The following is a 14729-nucleotide window of genomic DNA, read 5'->3' on the forward strand; positions in this document are numbered from 1 at the left end:
ACACTTTGGTCGCCGACCTTATCCCGTCCGAGTGCTCGGACGTGAAGTCCTGGTCTGTAACGCTTCGGTATCCGATCCGTCGATAAGTGTTTCAGCGCGGGCTTTGGTCTGGTCCACAGCGAACCAACCGCGTTCGAAGTCCTGCCAGGTCAGCAGGTGTTTCCGCGCGTCGTCGCCGTCGCGGGCGACGGCCCGTTCGAGGCGGGTGGTCTCGTCGGGAAGCTCACACCAGACCAGGTGGGACAGCGTGTCGGAGATCGACTTGCGGCCCGCGGAAACACCCTCGATGACCAGCACCTCCGGTACCTCCACCCGGCGGAGGGCGCCGGGGTGCGGACGGCCGTCCGTCCACTCGGTCCTTCGGTACACGGCGGTTTTTCCCAGTTCTATGGGAACGAGCACGTCGTGCACGAAGCGTGGCCACCAGGACACGGGATCGTCCCACGTGGCGAAGTCGTCGGTGCTGACGACGGTCGCGCCCAGCTCCCCGGCCAGGCGCGCCGCGTAGGTCGTCTTGCCCGAGCCGGACGGCCCGTCGACCGCGACCAACCTGGTGCGGCCGAGGCGTGGTGGTCCGATCCTCATGGTGGTGGCCCCGTCAGACCGAGCGCCGCCCCGTCAGCGCCCGGCCCAGCGTCAGCTCGTCGGCGAACTCGAGGTCACCGCCCATCGGCAGGCCGGACGCGAGCCGCGTGACCGTGAGGCCGGGGAAGTCGCGCAGCATCCGCACCAGGTAGGTGGCGGTCGCCTCGCCCTCGGTGTTCGGGTCCGTGGCCAGGATGACCTCGGTGATGTCGTCGGAGCCGATCCGCGCCAGCAGCTCACGCACGCGCAGCTGGTCGGGCCCGATGCCGGACAGCGGGTCCAGCGCGCCGCCCAGCACGTGGTAGCGGCCCTTGAACTCGCGGGTCCGCTCGATCGCCAGGACGTCCTTCGGCTCCTCGACCACGCACACCGACTGCGGGTCGCGCCGCGCGTCGCGGCAGATCCGGCACGTCGGCTGCTCGGACACGTTGCCGCAGATGTCGCAGAAGACCACGCCCTCCTTGACCTTCTGCAGTGCGGTCTGCAGCCGGGTCACGTCGGCGGGGTCGGCGCCGAGCAGGTGGAACGCGATGCGCTGCGCGCTCTTCGGACCGACGCCGGGCAATCTGCCCAGCTCGTCGATCAGGTCCTGGACCGGTCCTTCGTACATGAGGTCACATACCGGGCAGGCCGAGCCCGCCCATGCCACCCGCGAGCGGGCCCATCGCGTCGGCGGCCATCTGCTGCGCCTTGCCGCTCGCGTCGCGGACGGCGGCCACGACCAGGTCGGCCAGCGTCTCGACGTCGTCGGGGTCGACGACCTTCGGGTCGATCGTCAGGGACTTCAGCTCACCGGAGCCGGACACGATCGCCGTGACGAGTCCACCGCCCGCCGAGCCCGTCGCCTCCGCGTTGGCCAGCTCCTCCTGCGCGGACATGAGCTGTTCCTGCATCTTCTGCGCCTGCTGCAGGATCTGCTGCATGTCGGGCATGCCACCGGGTTGCACTTTCGAGTCCTCTCGTCGGTTGCTCCCAGCGTAGTCGCGCATCGCTGTGGCAGGGTGAGCGCCGTGCGGAGACCTGTACTCGCGGTGATCGGGATGCTGGCGCTCGCCGCGTGCGGCGGCCAGCCCTCGGCGGCGCCGTCCACGACGACGACCACCACGACCGCTTCTTCCTCCACGACGACCACCACCACACCCGCGCCGCGCACCACCACGACGACCACGACGACGACCAGGACGACGACCACGACCCCGCCCGCGAAACCGGCGCCGGTGGTCGTGCTCGACCCCGGTCACAACGGCGCGAACGCGGCGAACCCCGGCGAGATCAACCGCCAGGTCCCGGCGGGCCGCGGCCGGGTGAAGGCGTGCAACACGACCGGCACCGCCACCAACGCCGGCTACCCGGAGCACGCGTTCACCTGGGACGTCGCCGTGCGCGCCCGCGACCTGCTCGCCGCACAGGGTGTGCGCGTCGTGCTGACCAGGCCGGACGACAACGGTGTCGGCCCGTGCGTCGACCGCCGCGCCGCGATCGGCAACTCCTCCGGCGCCGCGGCCGTCGTGTCCATCCACGCGGACGGCTCGACCGACGCGTCCGCGCACGGCTTCCACATCGCCTACTCGGCGCCCCCGCTGAACGCGGCGCAGGGCGAGCCGGCGATGCGGCTGGCCACGACCATGCGCGACACGATGGTCGCGAAGGGCTTCGCCACGTCCACCTACATCGGCTCAGCGGGCCTGTCCCCCCGCGACGACCTGGGCGGGCTCAACCTGTCGGAGCGCCCGGCGGTGCTCGTGGAGTGCGGCAACATGCGCAACGCCGCCGAGGCCGCCGCGTTCAGCAGCCCGGACGGCCGCGCGTCGTACGCGGCGGCCATCGCCGCCGGGATCCTCGCCTACCTGGGCTAACGGTTGATCGGCCGCGCACCGAGCTTGTCGGTGAGCAGCTTGACCATCTCTTCTTCCTGGTTCACCTCGGGCGCCTGCGCCGCCGGGGCGCCAGCGTCGTCCTCGAAGTAGTCGTCGTCCGGCGGCTCGGGCGGCGGCGGCTCGTCGGCGGGCGGTGGCGGCGCGGGCGCCGCCGGCCGCTGCGGTTCGGGTGCCTGCTGCTGCGGAGCGGCGGCGGGCTGGTTCGGCCGCGTGAACGTGGGCGGCTCGGTGCGCGGCTTCTGCTGCACCGACTGGGTCGTGGTGTTCTGCGCGGCGTGCACGCACTTGACCTGCCACGTCCCGCCGAGCACCTCGTTGAGCGCCTTGGCGATGGCGTCGACGTTGCGTGGCTCGGCGAGGCGCCGGGCCAGCGGCGCGGCCGTGTGCGCGATGGTGACGACGTCGCCCTCGACGGACTGCACCGTGGCGTTGGTCAGCATGGCCTCGGTGCTGCGGCTGTTCTTGCGGACCGAGCCGAGCAGTTCCGACCACAGCCTGCGCACGACGGCCGCGTCGATCGCCCCGCTGGCCGCGGGTGCGGGTGCGGGCGTCGTGACCGGCGGCGGCGGCGCGACCGGCGCCCGGTCCGCGGGACCGGGCTCGGCGCCGGGCCGGACCGGGGCTTCGGCGGTCCGGGTGGCGGGCCATTCGGCGGCGGGCGGAGCGACGGGCTCGGCCTGCGGCGCCGGACGCACGGGCTGCGCGGGCGCGGCCGGGACGGGTGCCTGCTGAACAGGCGCGGCGGGTGCGGCGGCGGCCTGGACGGGCGCCGGTTCGGCGGCACCGGCGGTCTGCCCGGCGGTGACCCGCCGCTCGATGCGCTCCAGCCGCTGCAGCACGGCGGAGTCGGCGGCCGCGTCGGTCGGCACCGCACCGGGCAGCAGCATCCGCGCGCACAGCAGCTCGAGCAGCAGCCGGGGCGCGGTGGCACCTCGCATGTCGATCAGCCCGGTGTGCACGATCTCCGCGAACCGGGTCAACGTGGCGGGCCCCAACCGCTGCGCCTGCTCCTGCATGCGCTCCAGCTCGTCCCCGGGCGCGGCCACCAGCCCGCGCTGGCCCGCGTCCGGCACGGCACGCAGCAGCACCAGGTCACGCAGGCGGTCGAGCAGGTCGGAAGCGAACCGCCGCGGGTCGTGCCCGGCCTCCACCAGCCGGTCCACCGTCCCGTAGACGGCGGCCGCGTCGTTGGCGGCGAGCCCGTCGACGACGTCGTCGATCAGCGCGACGTCCGTGACCCCCAGCAGGGCGACGGCCCGCTCGTAGGTGACCCCCTCGGGCCCGGCGCCGGCGAGCAGCTGGTCGAGGATCGACTGCGTGTCCCGCGCGGAGCCCCCACCGGCCCGGATGACCAGCGGGTACACGGGCGGCGCGACGGTCGCCCCCTCGGCGGCGACGTTGCGTTCGAGCAGCTCACGCATCGCGCTCGGCGGGATCAGCCGGAACGGGTAGTGGTGCGTGCGCGACCGGATCGTCGTCAGCACCTTGTCCGGCTCGGTCGTCGCGAAGATGAAGATGAGGTGCTCCGGCGGCTCCTCCACGATCTTCAGCAGGGCGTTGAACCCCTGCGTGGTGACCATGTGCGCCTCGTCGATGATGAACACCCGATAGCGTGACGATGCCGGCGCGTAGAAGGCCCGGTCCCGCAGCTCACGGGCGTCGTCCACACCACCGTGACTGGCAGCGTCCAGCTCGACGACGTCCACGTTGCCGGGCCCCTCGGGCGCCAGCGAGATGCAGGAGTCGCACACCCCGCACGGATCCGGGGTGGGCCCCTGTTCACAGTTCAGCGAGCGAGCAAGAATCCGCGCCGACGAGGTCTTGCCGCACCCCCGAGGGCCGGAGAACAGGTACGCGTGGTTGACCCGCTTGGCGGAAAGCGCGATCCGCAGCGGTTCGGTGACGTGTTCCTGCCCGACGACCTCGGCGAAGGTAGCCGGCCGGTACTTGCGGTAAAGGGCGAGCGCCACGCCAGGACCATACCCGCCGACACCGACCGCCCCGCCCCCAACTCCGCCCGCTACACTGACCGTGGACCCCATGCGGCGTTCATCTCGTGAACCTCCCCAGGGCCGGAAGGCAGCAAGGATAAGCGAGCTCTGACGGGTGCGTGGGGTCCCTCGACCTCCGGCCGACCCTGCTCGGTTGCTTCGCAACCTTCGCGGGGTCGGTCTTCGTCGTTATGTTGGGGGGCCGAGCCCCCCAAACCCCCACGGTGCGGTTGCCTCCGACCCAGCGGGGTCACCATCTTTCGCTGCGCGCCTTGCGGCGCTTCGCGCGCTTTGCGCGCTTGCGTGCTCGCTTCGCTTGCCCGCGATCTGCGGTTGGTGCTTGCCACCACGCCACAAGGGCTGCTGCCTGCCATCCCGTCGACCTGGCGAAGCCCGATCACGCCGGGTCAAGGGGGCCCGAAGCGCGAACCAACCCCGTGCCCAAGCCGCCGGGCCCCCTTGACGCGGTGTGATAGCCCTCCGGGAGGTCGACGGGATGGCAGGCACACCACCCAACAGCAGTCCTTGCCAAACCAACCCCGTGCCCAACCCGCCGCCATCCCGGAGACCAGCCCGTCCGGCGAGGACCCCCCGGAGGGAAAAACCCAGGCAAGCCACACCACAAAACCCGGGAACACAAACCGCCACAACGGCGCTGACCTGCGAAAACGCCCCACCCAGTACGTACGTGGACCCCCACCCATTCCCGGGGGCCACCCGCCATGCCAGTCTACCGGTGCCCACCGACAAAATCGGGTCGCGCCGCGAATCTGTGGATAACCGGGGCACCTGTGGACAACTGCGGCGGCGCGCGGCCGTTCGGGTGGGGCACCCACCCTCCGTGTGGTGCCGGGTTGGGCTGGTCGGGCGACGGGGATTCTCGAATGGGTGTTCTTCCCGGCAAGGGGTTGGCGCGCCCGATGCCCCCTGGTTGCCTGCTGGTGGGTCTTCTCGGCGGAAGGGGCGTTATGCAGCCGTTCGAATTGCCGGAGTTCTACATGCCTTATCCGGCACGGCTCAATCCGCATCTCGAGCGGGCCCGCGAGCACAGCAAGGGCTGGGCACGCGAGATGGACATGATCGACGTACCGCAGAACGGCACCAAGATCTGGGACGAGCACGATTTCGACTCCCACGACTACGCGTTGCTGTGCGCGTACACGCACCCGGACTGTTCCGGCACCGACCTCGACCTCATCACCGACTGGTACGTCTGGGTGTTCTACTTCGACGACCACTTCCTCGAACTGTTCAAACGCACCCGCGACCTGCCCGCCGCACGCGCCTACCTCGAGCGGCTGGCCCTGTTCATGCCCGTCGACGGGGAGATCACCGAGCAACCGACCAACCCCGTCGAACGCGGTCTCGCCGACCTGTGGGAACGCACCGTCCCCGCGCATTCCGAGGATTTCCGGCGGCGTTTCGTCGAGAGCACGAAAAACCTGCTCGACGAATCCCTGTGGGAACTGGCGAACATCAACGAGGGCCGTGTCTCGAATCCCATCGAATACATCGAGATGCGGCGCAAGGTCGGCGGCGCGCCGTGGTCGGCCAATCTGATCGAGCACGCCGTCGGCGCGGAAGTGCCCGCTTCCGTCGCGGGCAGCCGCGCGCTGACGGTCCTGCGCGACACCTTTTCCGACGCCGTCCACCTGCGCAACGACATCTTTTCCTACGAACGCGAGGTGCTCGACGAGGGCGAACTGTCCAACGGCATTCTCGTGTTCGAGAAGTTCCTCGGGCTGTCCACGCAGGAGGCCGCCGACGCGGTCAACGACCTGCTGACCTCGCGGCTCCACCAGTTCGAGCACACCGCGCTGACCGAGGTGCCACCCCTGCTCGCGCAGCACGGCGCCGACCCGGCCGGCGTGGCCGCGTACGTGAAGGGCCTGCAGGACTGGCAGTCCGGCGGCCACGAATGGCACATGCGCTCGTCGCGCTACATGAACCAGACCGCGCGGCCGCTCGACGGGCCCGCCGGGATCGGCACGTCCGCGGCGCGGATCGTGCGGTCGCTGATCGGCACCGCGCCGCAGCGGGCGCGGGCGTTCAGCCACGTGCCGTTCGAGCGGGTCGGGTCGTACGAGCTGCCGGAGATGTACGTCCCGTTCGAGCTGCGCCTGTCGCCGCACCTCGACGCCGCGCGCGAGAACGTCGTCACCTGGTGCCAGGCGATGGGCATCCTGTCCGAGGGGATCTGGGACGAGCAGGCGCTGCGGGACATCGACCTGCCGCTGTGCGCAGCCGGCATCCACCCGACCGCCACGCCGGAAGCGCTGGACCTCTCGTCCGCGTGGCTGGCGTGGGGCACCTACGGCGACGACCTGTACCCGCGTGTGTGGGGCCGGGGCGGTGACGTCGCCAGCGCGCGTGCGGCCACCGAACGCCTCAAGGCGTTGATGCCGGTGGAACTGACGGTGCCGACGGTCCTCCCCGCGACGGCGCTGGAACGCGGGCTCGCCGATCTCTGGGCGCGGACCGCGGGCCCGATGCAGGTCGGCGCGCGCCGCATGTTCCGCGAATCGGTCGTGGTGATGCTCGACAGCTGGCTGTGGGAGCTGGACAACCAGCGGCTGAACCGGATCCCGGACCCGGTGGACTACGTGGAGATGCGCAGGCGGACGTTCGGCTCGGACATGACGAAGGCCCTGTCGCGGATCACGCACCTCGACGTGCTGCCGGAGCACGTGTACCGCACGCGGCCGGTGCAGTCGCTGGAGAACTCGGCGATCGACTCGGCGTGCCTGATCAACGACATGTTCTCGTACCGCAAGGAGATCGAGTACGAGGGCGAGCTGCACAACGCCGTGCTGGTGGTGCGGAACTTCCTGTCGTGCTCGCAGGAGCGGGCGTTCGAGGTGGTGAACGACCTGCTCAGGGCGCGGATGGAGCAGTTCGAGCACGTGGTGGCGGCCGAGCTGCCCGCGGTGCTCGACGGGCTGCCCGCCGACGCGCGCGGCGCGATGCTCGCGTACGTGCAGGACCTGCGGGACTGGCTGGCCGGCATCCTGAACTGGCACCGCGGCTGTCACCGGTACGCGGAGGAGGACCTGCGCGGGCAGCTGTCGTCGGTGCCCGCGCGGGTGGGGGCGCTGACCGGTCTGGGCACGTCGGCGGCGCGGCACCTGGTGTCCTGAGGGTGGTCGCCCTCGACGTGTTCCTGTTGTTCGTGCGCGGCTCGCGGATCCTGTTGGCGCTGCGGGAGAACACGGGGTACGCGGACGGGCTGTGGAACCTGCCGAGCGGGAAGGTGGAGCCGGGCGAGGAGCTGCTGGCGGCGGCCGTGCGGGAGGCACGCGAGGAGGTCGCGGTCGAGGTGGACAAGGCCCGGCTGGCGACGGTCGTGCACGTCCAGCGGCCGGGCGAGCCGCCGAGGGTGGGCTTCTTCTTCGAGGCCGAGTCGTGGCGCGGCGAACCGGTGAACGCGGAACCCGACAAGTGCGGCGGTCTGCGGTGGGTGGAGGAGTTGCCGGACAACACGGTCCCGTACACGACGGCGGGGGTGGCGCAGTACCGGAAGGGCGTCACGTACGGCCACGTGACGTGGTGAGGGCGGCCGCCGGCCCCCGATCACCAGTGTACCGGCGAGGACCGACAGTGTCGGTCGCACAACCGCCGTGACCACGAGGTTTGTCCACAGCGAACGGGGTTGTCCACAGGTTCGTCCACAACCCGGCGGAGCGCGCCGGAACTGTCGGTGCCATGCCGTAACGTGGTTCGAGGGGGCCGGCGGCCACGCCGAGCCGCGATAGCCGGTCGGCCGCGGCTCATCCCGATCACCCTCACCACAACAGGACCAACACGCATCACGTCCAGCAGTCCCGCCCGGATCCTCAGCGACGAAGGCAGATCACGCTCTCGAGCCGCACGCGCCGCGGCCTCCGGCCCCCGGTCACCAGCGTACGGCAGGGCACCGACAGAACCCGCTGGTCAAGCCGTCTCCTGTGGACAACCGGACCACCTGTGGACAACCCGCCACCAAGCCGCGTGAGCGCGCCGGAACTGTCGGTGCCATGCCGTAACGTGGTTCGAGGGGGCCGGCGGCCACGCTCACGCCGTCCGGTAGCGCACCAGCGCGGCGTTCCCCTTCCGCTCGACAGAGCACAACCGCAGCTCCGCCGCCACATCGGTGAACAGCCGCCGCCCCGTGCCGAGCACCGTCGGGAACACCATGAGCCGGTACTCGTCCACGAGACCGTGACGAGCCAGCGCGTGCACGACGCTGATGCTGCCGGTGACGATCACGTCCCGGTCCGCCTCGCGAACCGCCGTGACCAGGTCGCCCTCGACGAGCGACGAGTTCTGCCAGCCCTCGACGCTGGTCAGCGTGCGCGACGCGACGAGCTTCGGGATGGCGTTCATCTTCGCCGAGAACTCGTCGGTCCGGCCGGGCCACAACGTCGCGAACAGCTCCCACGTCGTGCGGCCGAGCAGCAGGACGCCGCTGTCCAGCAGCGGCCCGAGCTCGAACTTGTCGCCCGCCACCGCCTCCGGACCGTGCCGGAACGCCCAGCCCCCGCCGGGTGTCGCGCCGGATCCGTCCGGGTCCTCGACAACACCGTCCAGCGTGACGAACTCGATGACGATCAGGTTGGGCATGACTGACTCCTCTCGATCGGTGCCGGTACATACCGAGGGGCGCGGTCATACTCATCGCGATGCCCATCGTCGACTTCGAGGAACACCGCACGGAGCTGCTGGCCTACTGCTACCGGATGCTCGGCTCGGTCCACGAGGCCGAGGACCTGGTGCAGGAGACGATGCTGCGGGCATGGCGCGCACGCGACCGCTACGACGAGCAGAAGGCGTCGGTGCGGACGTGGCTGTACCGCATCGCGACGAACGTGTGCCTGACCGCGCTGCGCGGCAGGGCACGCCGCCCGCTCCCGTCCGGGCTCGGGGCGCCGAGCACGGACCCCGACGCGCCGCTGGTGCCCGCGCTCGACGTGCCGTGGCTGCAGCCGTTCCCCGACGCCGACGACCCGGCGGCACGGGCGGTGCGACGCGACAGCATGCGGTTGGCGCTGGTCGCGGCCATGCAGCTGTTGCCGCCGCGCCAGCGCGCCGTGTGGGTGCTGCGTGAGGTGCTGGAGTTCAGCGCCGCCGAGGTGGCCGGGTTGCTCGACACCTCGGTCGCGTCGGTGAACAGCGCGCTGCAGCGGGCGCGCGCCGGACTGGCGGGCACCCCGGCCGCCCCACCCGACGACCCGGCCGTGCACCGGACCGTGGCGGCCTACGTGCGTGCCTTCGAGGCGGCGGACGTGGCGGCGCTGGTCGACTTGCTGACCGAGGCCGTGGTGCTCGAGATGCCGGCGGTGCCGCTGTGGTTCGCCGGCCGCGACGACTACGCGGCGTTCATCCGGCGCGTGTTCGCGATGCGCGGCGTGGGCTGGCGCATGGTCCCGACCTCGGCCAACGGCCAGCCCGCGGTGGCCGCCTACGCACCGGACCGCACGCTGCACACGCTGCAGGTGTTCACCGTGGTCGGCGGGCGGATCGCGCACAACGTGGTGTTCCAGGACGCGGGGGTGTTCGCGGCTTTCGACCTGCCGGCGGTCCTCGGCTGACGGCCTCCGGCCCCCGGTGTCCAGCGTACGGCAGGGGACCGACAGAAAACGCAGGTCAGGCGGCCTCCTGTGGACAACAGGACCACCTGTGGACAACCCACCCCAAGCGCACCGGAACTGTCGGTCGCATGCCGTAGCGTGGAAACCGGGGGCCGGAGGCCAAACCCGGTAGAAATCCTCGCCGGCGCTCCGACGTACCCGCGACCGCTGCCCGCCGGGCGCGCAGAACGTCAAGGAGAACCCCGTGAAGTACATGCTCCTCATGCAGGCGAGCGAACGCATCGAGCACCCGCCGATCCACGAGTGGGACCCCGCCGACATCAAGGCCCACATCGACTTCATGCACGACTTCAGCAAGAAGCTCGTCGCCGACGGCGAGTTCGTCGACGCGCAGGGGCTGGCCGGGCCCGACGAGGCGAAGGTCGTCCGCGCGACCGCGACGGGCACGCCCGCGGTGACCGACGGCCCGTTTCCCGAGTCCAAGGAGTTTCTCGCCGGCTTCTGGGTGATCGACGTCGAGAGCCTCGACCGCGCCATCGAGGTCGCGGCCGCGGCGTCGGCGGCGCCCGGCCCCGGCGGCGTCACGCTCAACCTGCCGATCGAGGTGCGGCAGATCATGTCCGCGCCCGCCCAGGACGCGTGAGCACCACCGAGGACCTGCTGCGCGACCTCGCGCCGCAGGTCCTCGGCGCGCTCATGCGCCGGCACGACGACTTCGCCGCCGCCGAGGACGCCGTCCAGGACGCGCTCCTCGCGGCCGCCGAACAGTGGCCGCGCGACGGCCTGCCCGACTACCCGCGCGGCTGGCTCATCCAGGTCGCGCACCGCCGGATGCTGGACCACGTCCGCAGCGAGCGGGCCCGGCGCAGGCGCGAGGAGGAGCACCCGTTCGAGCCGCCGCCGGAGGTGCCCGACGAGGACGACACGCTCGTGCTGCTCTTCATGTGCTGCCACCCGGCGCTGAAACCGCCGGACGCGATCGCGCTCACCCTGCGCGCGGTCGGCGGCCTCACCACCGCGGAGATCGCGCACGCGTTCCTCATCCCCGAGAAGACGATGGGGCAGCGCATCAGCCGCGCCAAGCTGAAGATCAAGGAGTCGGGCATCCCGTTCCGCCTCCCCGCCGACCGCGGCGCCGGGCTCGCCGCCGTGCTGCACGTGCTGTACCTGATCTTCAACGAGGGCTACACCAGCAGCGGCCCCGACCTGCAGCGACGCGACCTGTCCGCCGAGGCGGTCCGGCTCGCCCGCGCACTGCACGCGCTGCTCCCCGACGACAGCGAGGTCACCGGCCTCCTCGCGTTGATGCTGCTCACCGACGCCCGCCGCGACGCCCGCACCGGCCCGAACGGCGAGCTGATCCCGCTGACCGAACAGGACCGCACCCGCTGGGACCGGGCCGCGATCGCCGAGGGCGTCGCACTGGTCACCGCCGCGCTCCCCCGCGGCCCGGTCGGCCCGTACCAGGTGCAGGCGGCGATCAACGCCGTCCACGACGAGGCCGCGACCGCCGACGACACCGACTGGCCGCAGCTCCTCGCCCTGTACGGGGTGCTGCGCGGCATGTCCGACAACCCGATGGTCGCGCTCAACCACGCGGTCGCGTTCGCGATGGTCCACGGGCCCGCCGCCGCGCTCGACCTGCTCACCACGGTCGCCGCCGACAAGCGGATCGCGAACCACCACCGCCTGCACGCCGTCCGCGCGCACCTGCTGGAGATGGCGGGCGACCACGACAAGGCCGCCGAGGAGTACCGGGTCGCGGCGAGCCGCACCACGAGCGTCCCCGAACAGCGCTACCTCACGCTGCGTGCGGCGCAGGTCAAACGAGTTGACGAGCCATGAAGAGTTGAACCATGACGGTGTCACCACTGCTCGACCAGGTTGCCGGTGCGGTGTCGGACGCGATCGCGAACGCGCGTCCCGAACTGGCGGGGGCCGACCCGGTGGTGCGCCGATCGGAACACGCGGACTTCCAGTCCAACGCCGCGCTCGCCCTGGCCAAGCTCGCCCGGACCAGGCCGGCGGACCTCGCGACCGAGCTGACCGGCGCGTTGCACGGTGACGTGATCGGCACGGTCGAACGGTCCGGCCCCGGTTTTCTGAACGTCACGGTGTCCGACCGGGCCGTGTGGCAGCAGGTCACCGCGCGCCTCGCCGACGACCGGCTCGGCGTCGGCACGCCGGAGGGCCGCCGGACGGTCGTCGACTACTCCGCGCCCAACATCGCCAAGGAGATGCACGTCGGCCACCTCCGCACGACGATCATCGGCGACAGCCTCGCCCGCGTGCTCGGCTTCCTCGGCGCGGAGGTCGTGCGCCAGAACCACCTCGGTGACTGGGGCACCCAGTTCGGCATGCTGATCCAGTACCTGGACGAGCACCAGGACGCGACGTGGCATCACGAGGCGGCCCGCTCGGCCGTGTCGGCGCTGGACGAGCTGTACAAGGCCGCACGCAGGGCGTTCGACGCCGACCCGGACTTCGCCGACCGCGCACGTGCCCGGGTGGTGCAGCTGCAGGCCGGCGACCCCGGCACGGTCCTCGCCTGGCGGGAGATCGTCGCCGAGTCGGAGAAGGCGTTCCACGACATCTACGACCGGCTCGGGGTCCTGCTGACGCCGGCGGACTCGGCGGGCGAGTCCAAGTACAACCCGATGCTCGCGGAGACCATCGCCGAGCTCGAGGCCGCCGGCCTAGCGGTCGAGAGCGAGGGCGCGCTGGTGATCTTCTCCGAGGAGGTCACGGGCCCGGAGGGCAAGCCGGTGCCGCTGATGGTCCGCAAACGGGACGGCGGCTACGGCTACGACACCACCGACCTCGCCACGATCCGGTACCGCATCCACGACCTGAAGGCCACCCGCCTGCTCTACGTCACCGATTCCCGGCAGGCACAACACTTCCGGCTGATCTTCGAAGCCGCCCGTCGCGCAGGCTGGCTCACCGATGCGGTCGAGGCCCGCCACGTCCCGTTCGGCACCGTCCTGGGCCCGGACGGCCGCCCGTTCAAAACCCGCGACGGCGGCACGGTGCGCCTGATGGATCTGCTGGACGACGCGGTGTCCCACGCCCGCGCGGTCGTGGCGGAGAAGAACCCGGACCTGGCGGCGGCGGAGCTCGACCGCATCGCCGAACTCGCGGGAATCGGCGCGGTGAAGTACGCGGACCTGTCGACGTCACGGACCAGGGACTACACGTTCGACACCGATCGCATGGTGTCACTGAGCGGCAACACCGGCGTGTACCTGCAGTACGCACACGCCCGCGTCCGGTCGATCCTGCGCAAGGCAGGCGACCCGTCGACGACGGTCGCCCCGGACGTGCGGCCAGAGCCCGCGGAACGCGCGCTCGTGCTGGCACTGGACGGCTACGGCACGACGCTCGGTGAGGTCAACGAGACGCTGGAGCCCCATCGCGTGTGCGGGTACCTGTACGACCTGGCACGCGCCTTCACCACGTTCTACGACACGTGCCCGGTACTGACGGCCCCCGCCCCGACCCGCGGCAACCGGCTGGCGCTGTGCACGCTCACCGCCAGGACCCTCGCCCACGGCCTGGACCTGCTGGGCATCGTCGCGCCGGCCCGCATGTGACCGCTGACCACCCGTTTTGGGCACCCCCACCCCCGTCCGGTACCCTCTCCGGCGGAGGATTCGCATAGTGGCCTAGTGCGCACGATTGGAAATCGTGTTGGGTGTTAAAGCCCTCGCGGGTTCAAATCCCGCATCCTCCGCGCTCTGAACAAGCGAAGGCCCGGCGTCCGCGCCGGGCCTTTTCGCGTGCCACGCGAGAGCGCCGACCGTCCTCGGCCGGCGCTCTCGGTGGTGTCAGTCCTCCTCGGGGCGGGCGTGGTCCGCCTGGCCCGGGGTCGGGTCTCGATCGAGGTTGATCAGCGGGTGCCGCTCCGCCCCCTCCGGCGCCGCGTGCCTCCCCCGGCTGACCTCGGTCTCCTGCTCGTCGGGCATGACGTCCTCCTCGTTTCTCCCACGTCAGGCCCGGGCAGTATCGCTCATCCGGCGAGCGGGAGCCGCACCACCCGTCACGCGATCGGGGGTCGGCGCGGACGTGGCCGCCCCGTGCGAGGCCGCTCAGGACGTCCGGTATCGTTCCCGTCGGTAGCGTGTCCGAGCGGCCGAAGGAGCGCGCCTCGAAAGCGCGTGAGGGTTCACGCCCTCCGTGGGTTCAAATCCCACCGCTACCGCTCGGCGAAGGCGACGTGTGTCCGCGGAAAGCGCGGACCTCGTCGCCTCGCCATTTCTTCTGGGGTGCGACCCCAGACCCGCCCGGCGGGCTTCGCCCCCGGACCCCCTCCCGTGGTCACCCTCCCCTGGTGGCGAGGACGCCGTCACCACTCCGCCCCGCGGCTGGCGCCTGACGTCGGCGGAACGGTTGGTGCTCTCGGTCGTCGGCAGGCGGTACCTGGTCGGCGAGCCGCGCCCGTTGACCGTGCACGAGGCCGCGGTGGAGCTGGCCGCGCTGGTTTCCGAGCAGGACTGGACAGCGCGCAAGGTGAGCCACATCGTCTCGGTCGTGCAGAGCAGCCAGCACAACCTGCTGATCGAGTTGCTGCGGACGGGGACGCTGACGTTCGTGGACCTGGAGGCCTTGGAGCAGCGCCCGGGCATGAGGTCACGGCGCGGCCCCTCCTTTCCTTAATATCTTTCCTCGCAAATACGCCTGAATGACGTAATCAGGGTGGTTGTGTTTTG

14 protein-coding genes, 2 tRNA genes and 1 other RNA gene are annotated in these 14729 nt (G+C 71.3%); 11 read left to right on the forward strand and 6 right to left on the reverse strand.

Translation table 11 applies throughout. From position 1 onward, the window contains the following. Nucleotides 1–18: 18 nt before the first annotated feature. From ACYQ77_RS34965 to ACYQ77_RS34975, 3 genes are read right to left on the reverse strand one after another with little or no spacing between them, the layout of a single operon-like run. Nucleotides 19–585: a uridine kinase family protein gene (locus ACYQ77_RS34965; RefSeq protein ID WP_459719284.1), complete on the reverse strand. Its 567-nt coding sequence runs from the start codon at nucleotides 583–585 to the stop codon at nucleotides 19–21. 13 nt (nucleotides 586–598) lie between these two features. After that, nucleotides 599–1195, reverse strand: coding sequence for a recombination mediator RecR (gene recR, locus ACYQ77_RS34970; RefSeq protein ID WP_459719287.1), 597 nt, complete (start codon nucleotides 1193–1195; stop codon nucleotides 599–601). A gap of 4 nt (nucleotides 1196–1199) precedes the next feature. Then, entirely contained in the window at nucleotides 1200–1508 is a 309-nt protein-coding gene (locus tag ACYQ77_RS34975) for a YbaB/EbfC family nucleoid-associated protein (protein WP_459719288.1), read from the reverse strand. Nucleotides 1509–1586: 78 nt separating this feature from the next. Between ACYQ77_RS34975 and ACYQ77_RS34980 the strand changes: the two genes are divergently transcribed. After that, on the forward strand, nucleotides 1587–2441 hold the full coding sequence (locus ACYQ77_RS34980; RefSeq protein WP_459719291.1) for an N-acetylmuramoyl-L-alanine amidase: 855 nt from the start codon (nucleotides 1587–1589) through the stop codon (nucleotides 2439–2441). On the opposite strand, the gene ACYQ77_RS34985 is transcribed toward ACYQ77_RS34980, so the two are convergent. Continuing rightward, complete coding sequence (locus tag ACYQ77_RS34985) at nucleotides 2438–4432, reverse strand: DNA polymerase III subunit gamma and tau (RefSeq protein WP_459719293.1); 1995 nt, start codon at nucleotides 4430–4432, stop codon at nucleotides 2438–2440. The two genes, ACYQ77_RS34980 and ACYQ77_RS34985, sit on opposite strands and share 4 nt — an antisense overlap. A 60-nt stretch (nucleotides 4433–4492) precedes the next feature. Here ACYQ77_RS34985 and ffs point away from each other — a divergent pair. From ffs to ACYQ77_RS35000, 3 genes are all read left to right on the forward strand, one after another. Continuing rightward, nucleotides 4493–4587, forward strand: an RNA gene (ffs, locus tag ACYQ77_RS34990) — signal recognition particle sRNA small type. 834 nt (nucleotides 4588–5421) lie between these two features. Further along, nucleotides 5422–7590: a terpene synthase family protein gene (locus tag ACYQ77_RS34995; RefSeq protein WP_459719295.1), complete on the forward strand. Its 2169-nt coding sequence runs from the start codon at nucleotides 5422–5424 to the stop codon at nucleotides 7588–7590. A 2-nt stretch (nucleotides 7591–7592) separates the two neighbouring features. Then, nucleotides 7593–8003 (forward strand): NUDIX hydrolase, encoded by a 411-nt coding sequence (locus ACYQ77_RS35000; RefSeq protein ID WP_459719298.1) that lies wholly within the window; start codon nucleotides 7593–7595, stop codon nucleotides 8001–8003. 500 nt (nucleotides 8004–8503) lie between these two features. Here ACYQ77_RS35000 and ACYQ77_RS35005 read toward each other — a convergent pair whose 3' ends face one another. Further along, nucleotides 8504–9052: a dihydrofolate reductase family protein gene (locus tag ACYQ77_RS35005; protein ID WP_459719301.1), complete on the reverse strand. Its 549-nt coding sequence runs from the start codon at nucleotides 9050–9052 to the stop codon at nucleotides 8504–8506. Between the two features lie 59 nt (nucleotides 9053–9111). Between ACYQ77_RS35005 and ACYQ77_RS35010 the strand changes: the two genes are divergently transcribed. From ACYQ77_RS35010 to ACYQ77_RS35030, 5 genes are all read left to right on the forward strand, one after another. Continuing rightward, nucleotides 9112–10020, forward strand: a complete 909-nt coding sequence (locus ACYQ77_RS35010) for a sigma-70 family RNA polymerase sigma factor (RefSeq protein ID WP_459719303.1) — start codon at nucleotides 9112–9114, stop codon at nucleotides 10018–10020. A 253-nt stretch (nucleotides 10021–10273) separates the two neighbouring features. Further along, on the forward strand, nucleotides 10274–10663 hold the full coding sequence (locus ACYQ77_RS35015) for a YciI family protein (RefSeq protein ID WP_459719433.1): 390 nt from the start codon (nucleotides 10274–10276) through the stop codon (nucleotides 10661–10663). Then, nucleotides 10660–11865, forward strand: coding sequence for an RNA polymerase sigma factor (locus ACYQ77_RS35020; protein ID WP_459719306.1), 1206 nt, complete (start codon nucleotides 10660–10662; stop codon nucleotides 11863–11865). Before ACYQ77_RS35015 ends, ACYQ77_RS35020 begins: the two co-directional genes overlap by 4 nt. An 11-nt stretch (nucleotides 11866–11876) precedes the next feature. After that, nucleotides 11877–13613: an arginine--tRNA ligase gene (gene argS, locus ACYQ77_RS35025; protein WP_459719308.1), complete on the forward strand. Its 1737-nt coding sequence runs from the start codon at nucleotides 11877–11879 to the stop codon at nucleotides 13611–13613. Between the two features lie 53 nt (nucleotides 13614–13666). Then, nucleotides 13667–13753: transfer RNA gene (locus tag ACYQ77_RS35030), tRNA-Ser, on the forward strand. 94 nt (nucleotides 13754–13847) lie between these two features. Here the strand turns inward: ACYQ77_RS35030 and ACYQ77_RS35035 are convergent. Continuing rightward, nucleotides 13848–13985, reverse strand: a complete 138-nt coding sequence (locus ACYQ77_RS35035; protein ID WP_459719309.1) for a hypothetical protein — start codon at nucleotides 13983–13985, stop codon at nucleotides 13848–13850. A gap of 149 nt (nucleotides 13986–14134) precedes the next feature. On the opposite strand from ACYQ77_RS35035, the gene ACYQ77_RS35040 reads away from it, so the two are divergent. Together ACYQ77_RS35040 and ACYQ77_RS35045 are read left to right on the forward strand one after the other, a co-directional pair. Continuing rightward, nucleotides 14135–14221: transfer RNA gene (locus tag ACYQ77_RS35040), tRNA-Ser, on the forward strand. 191 nt (nucleotides 14222–14412) lie between these two features. After that, nucleotides 14413–14676: a hypothetical protein gene (locus ACYQ77_RS35045; protein ID WP_459719311.1), complete on the forward strand. Its 264-nt coding sequence runs from the start codon at nucleotides 14413–14415 to the stop codon at nucleotides 14674–14676. Nucleotides 14677–14729 lie beyond the last annotated feature (53 nt).

The organism is Actinophytocola sp. KF-1 (assembly GCF_054661535.1).

Excerpts from the sequence above, each read along its gene's own strand:
- ACYQ77_RS35005 (WP_459719301.1), bottom strand. The coding sequence starts at position 9,052 with ATGCCCAACCTGATCGTCATCGAGTTCGTCACGCTGGACGGTGTTGTC.
- recR (WP_459719287.1), bottom strand. The coding sequence starts at position 1,195 with ATGTACGAAGGACCGGTCCAGGACCTGATCGACGAGCTGGGCAGATTG.
- ACYQ77_RS35035 (WP_459719309.1), bottom strand. The coding sequence starts at position 13,985 with ATGCCCGACGAGCAGGAGACCGAGGTCAGCCGGGGGAGGCACGCGGCG.
- ACYQ77_RS34975 (WP_459719288.1), bottom strand. The coding sequence starts at position 1,508 with ATGCAGCAGATCCTGCAGCAGGCGCAGAAGATGCAGGAACAGCTCATG.
- ACYQ77_RS35010 (WP_459719303.1), top strand. The coding sequence starts at position 9,112 with ATGCCCATCGTCGACTTCGAGGAACACCGCACGGAGCTGCTGGCCTAC.
- ACYQ77_RS35015 (WP_459719433.1), top strand. The coding sequence starts at position 10,274 with ATGCTCCTCATGCAGGCGAGCGAACGCATCGAGCACCCGCCGATCCAC.
- argS (WP_459719308.1), top strand. The coding sequence starts at position 11,877 with ATGACGGTGTCACCACTGCTCGACCAGGTTGCCGGTGCGGTGTCGGAC.
- ACYQ77_RS34965 (WP_459719284.1), bottom strand. The coding sequence starts at position 585 with ATGAGGATCGGACCACCACGCCTCGGCCGCACCAGGTTGGTCGCGGTC.
- ACYQ77_RS34995 (WP_459719295.1), top strand. The coding sequence starts at position 5,422 with ATGCAGCCGTTCGAATTGCCGGAGTTCTACATGCCTTATCCGGCACGG.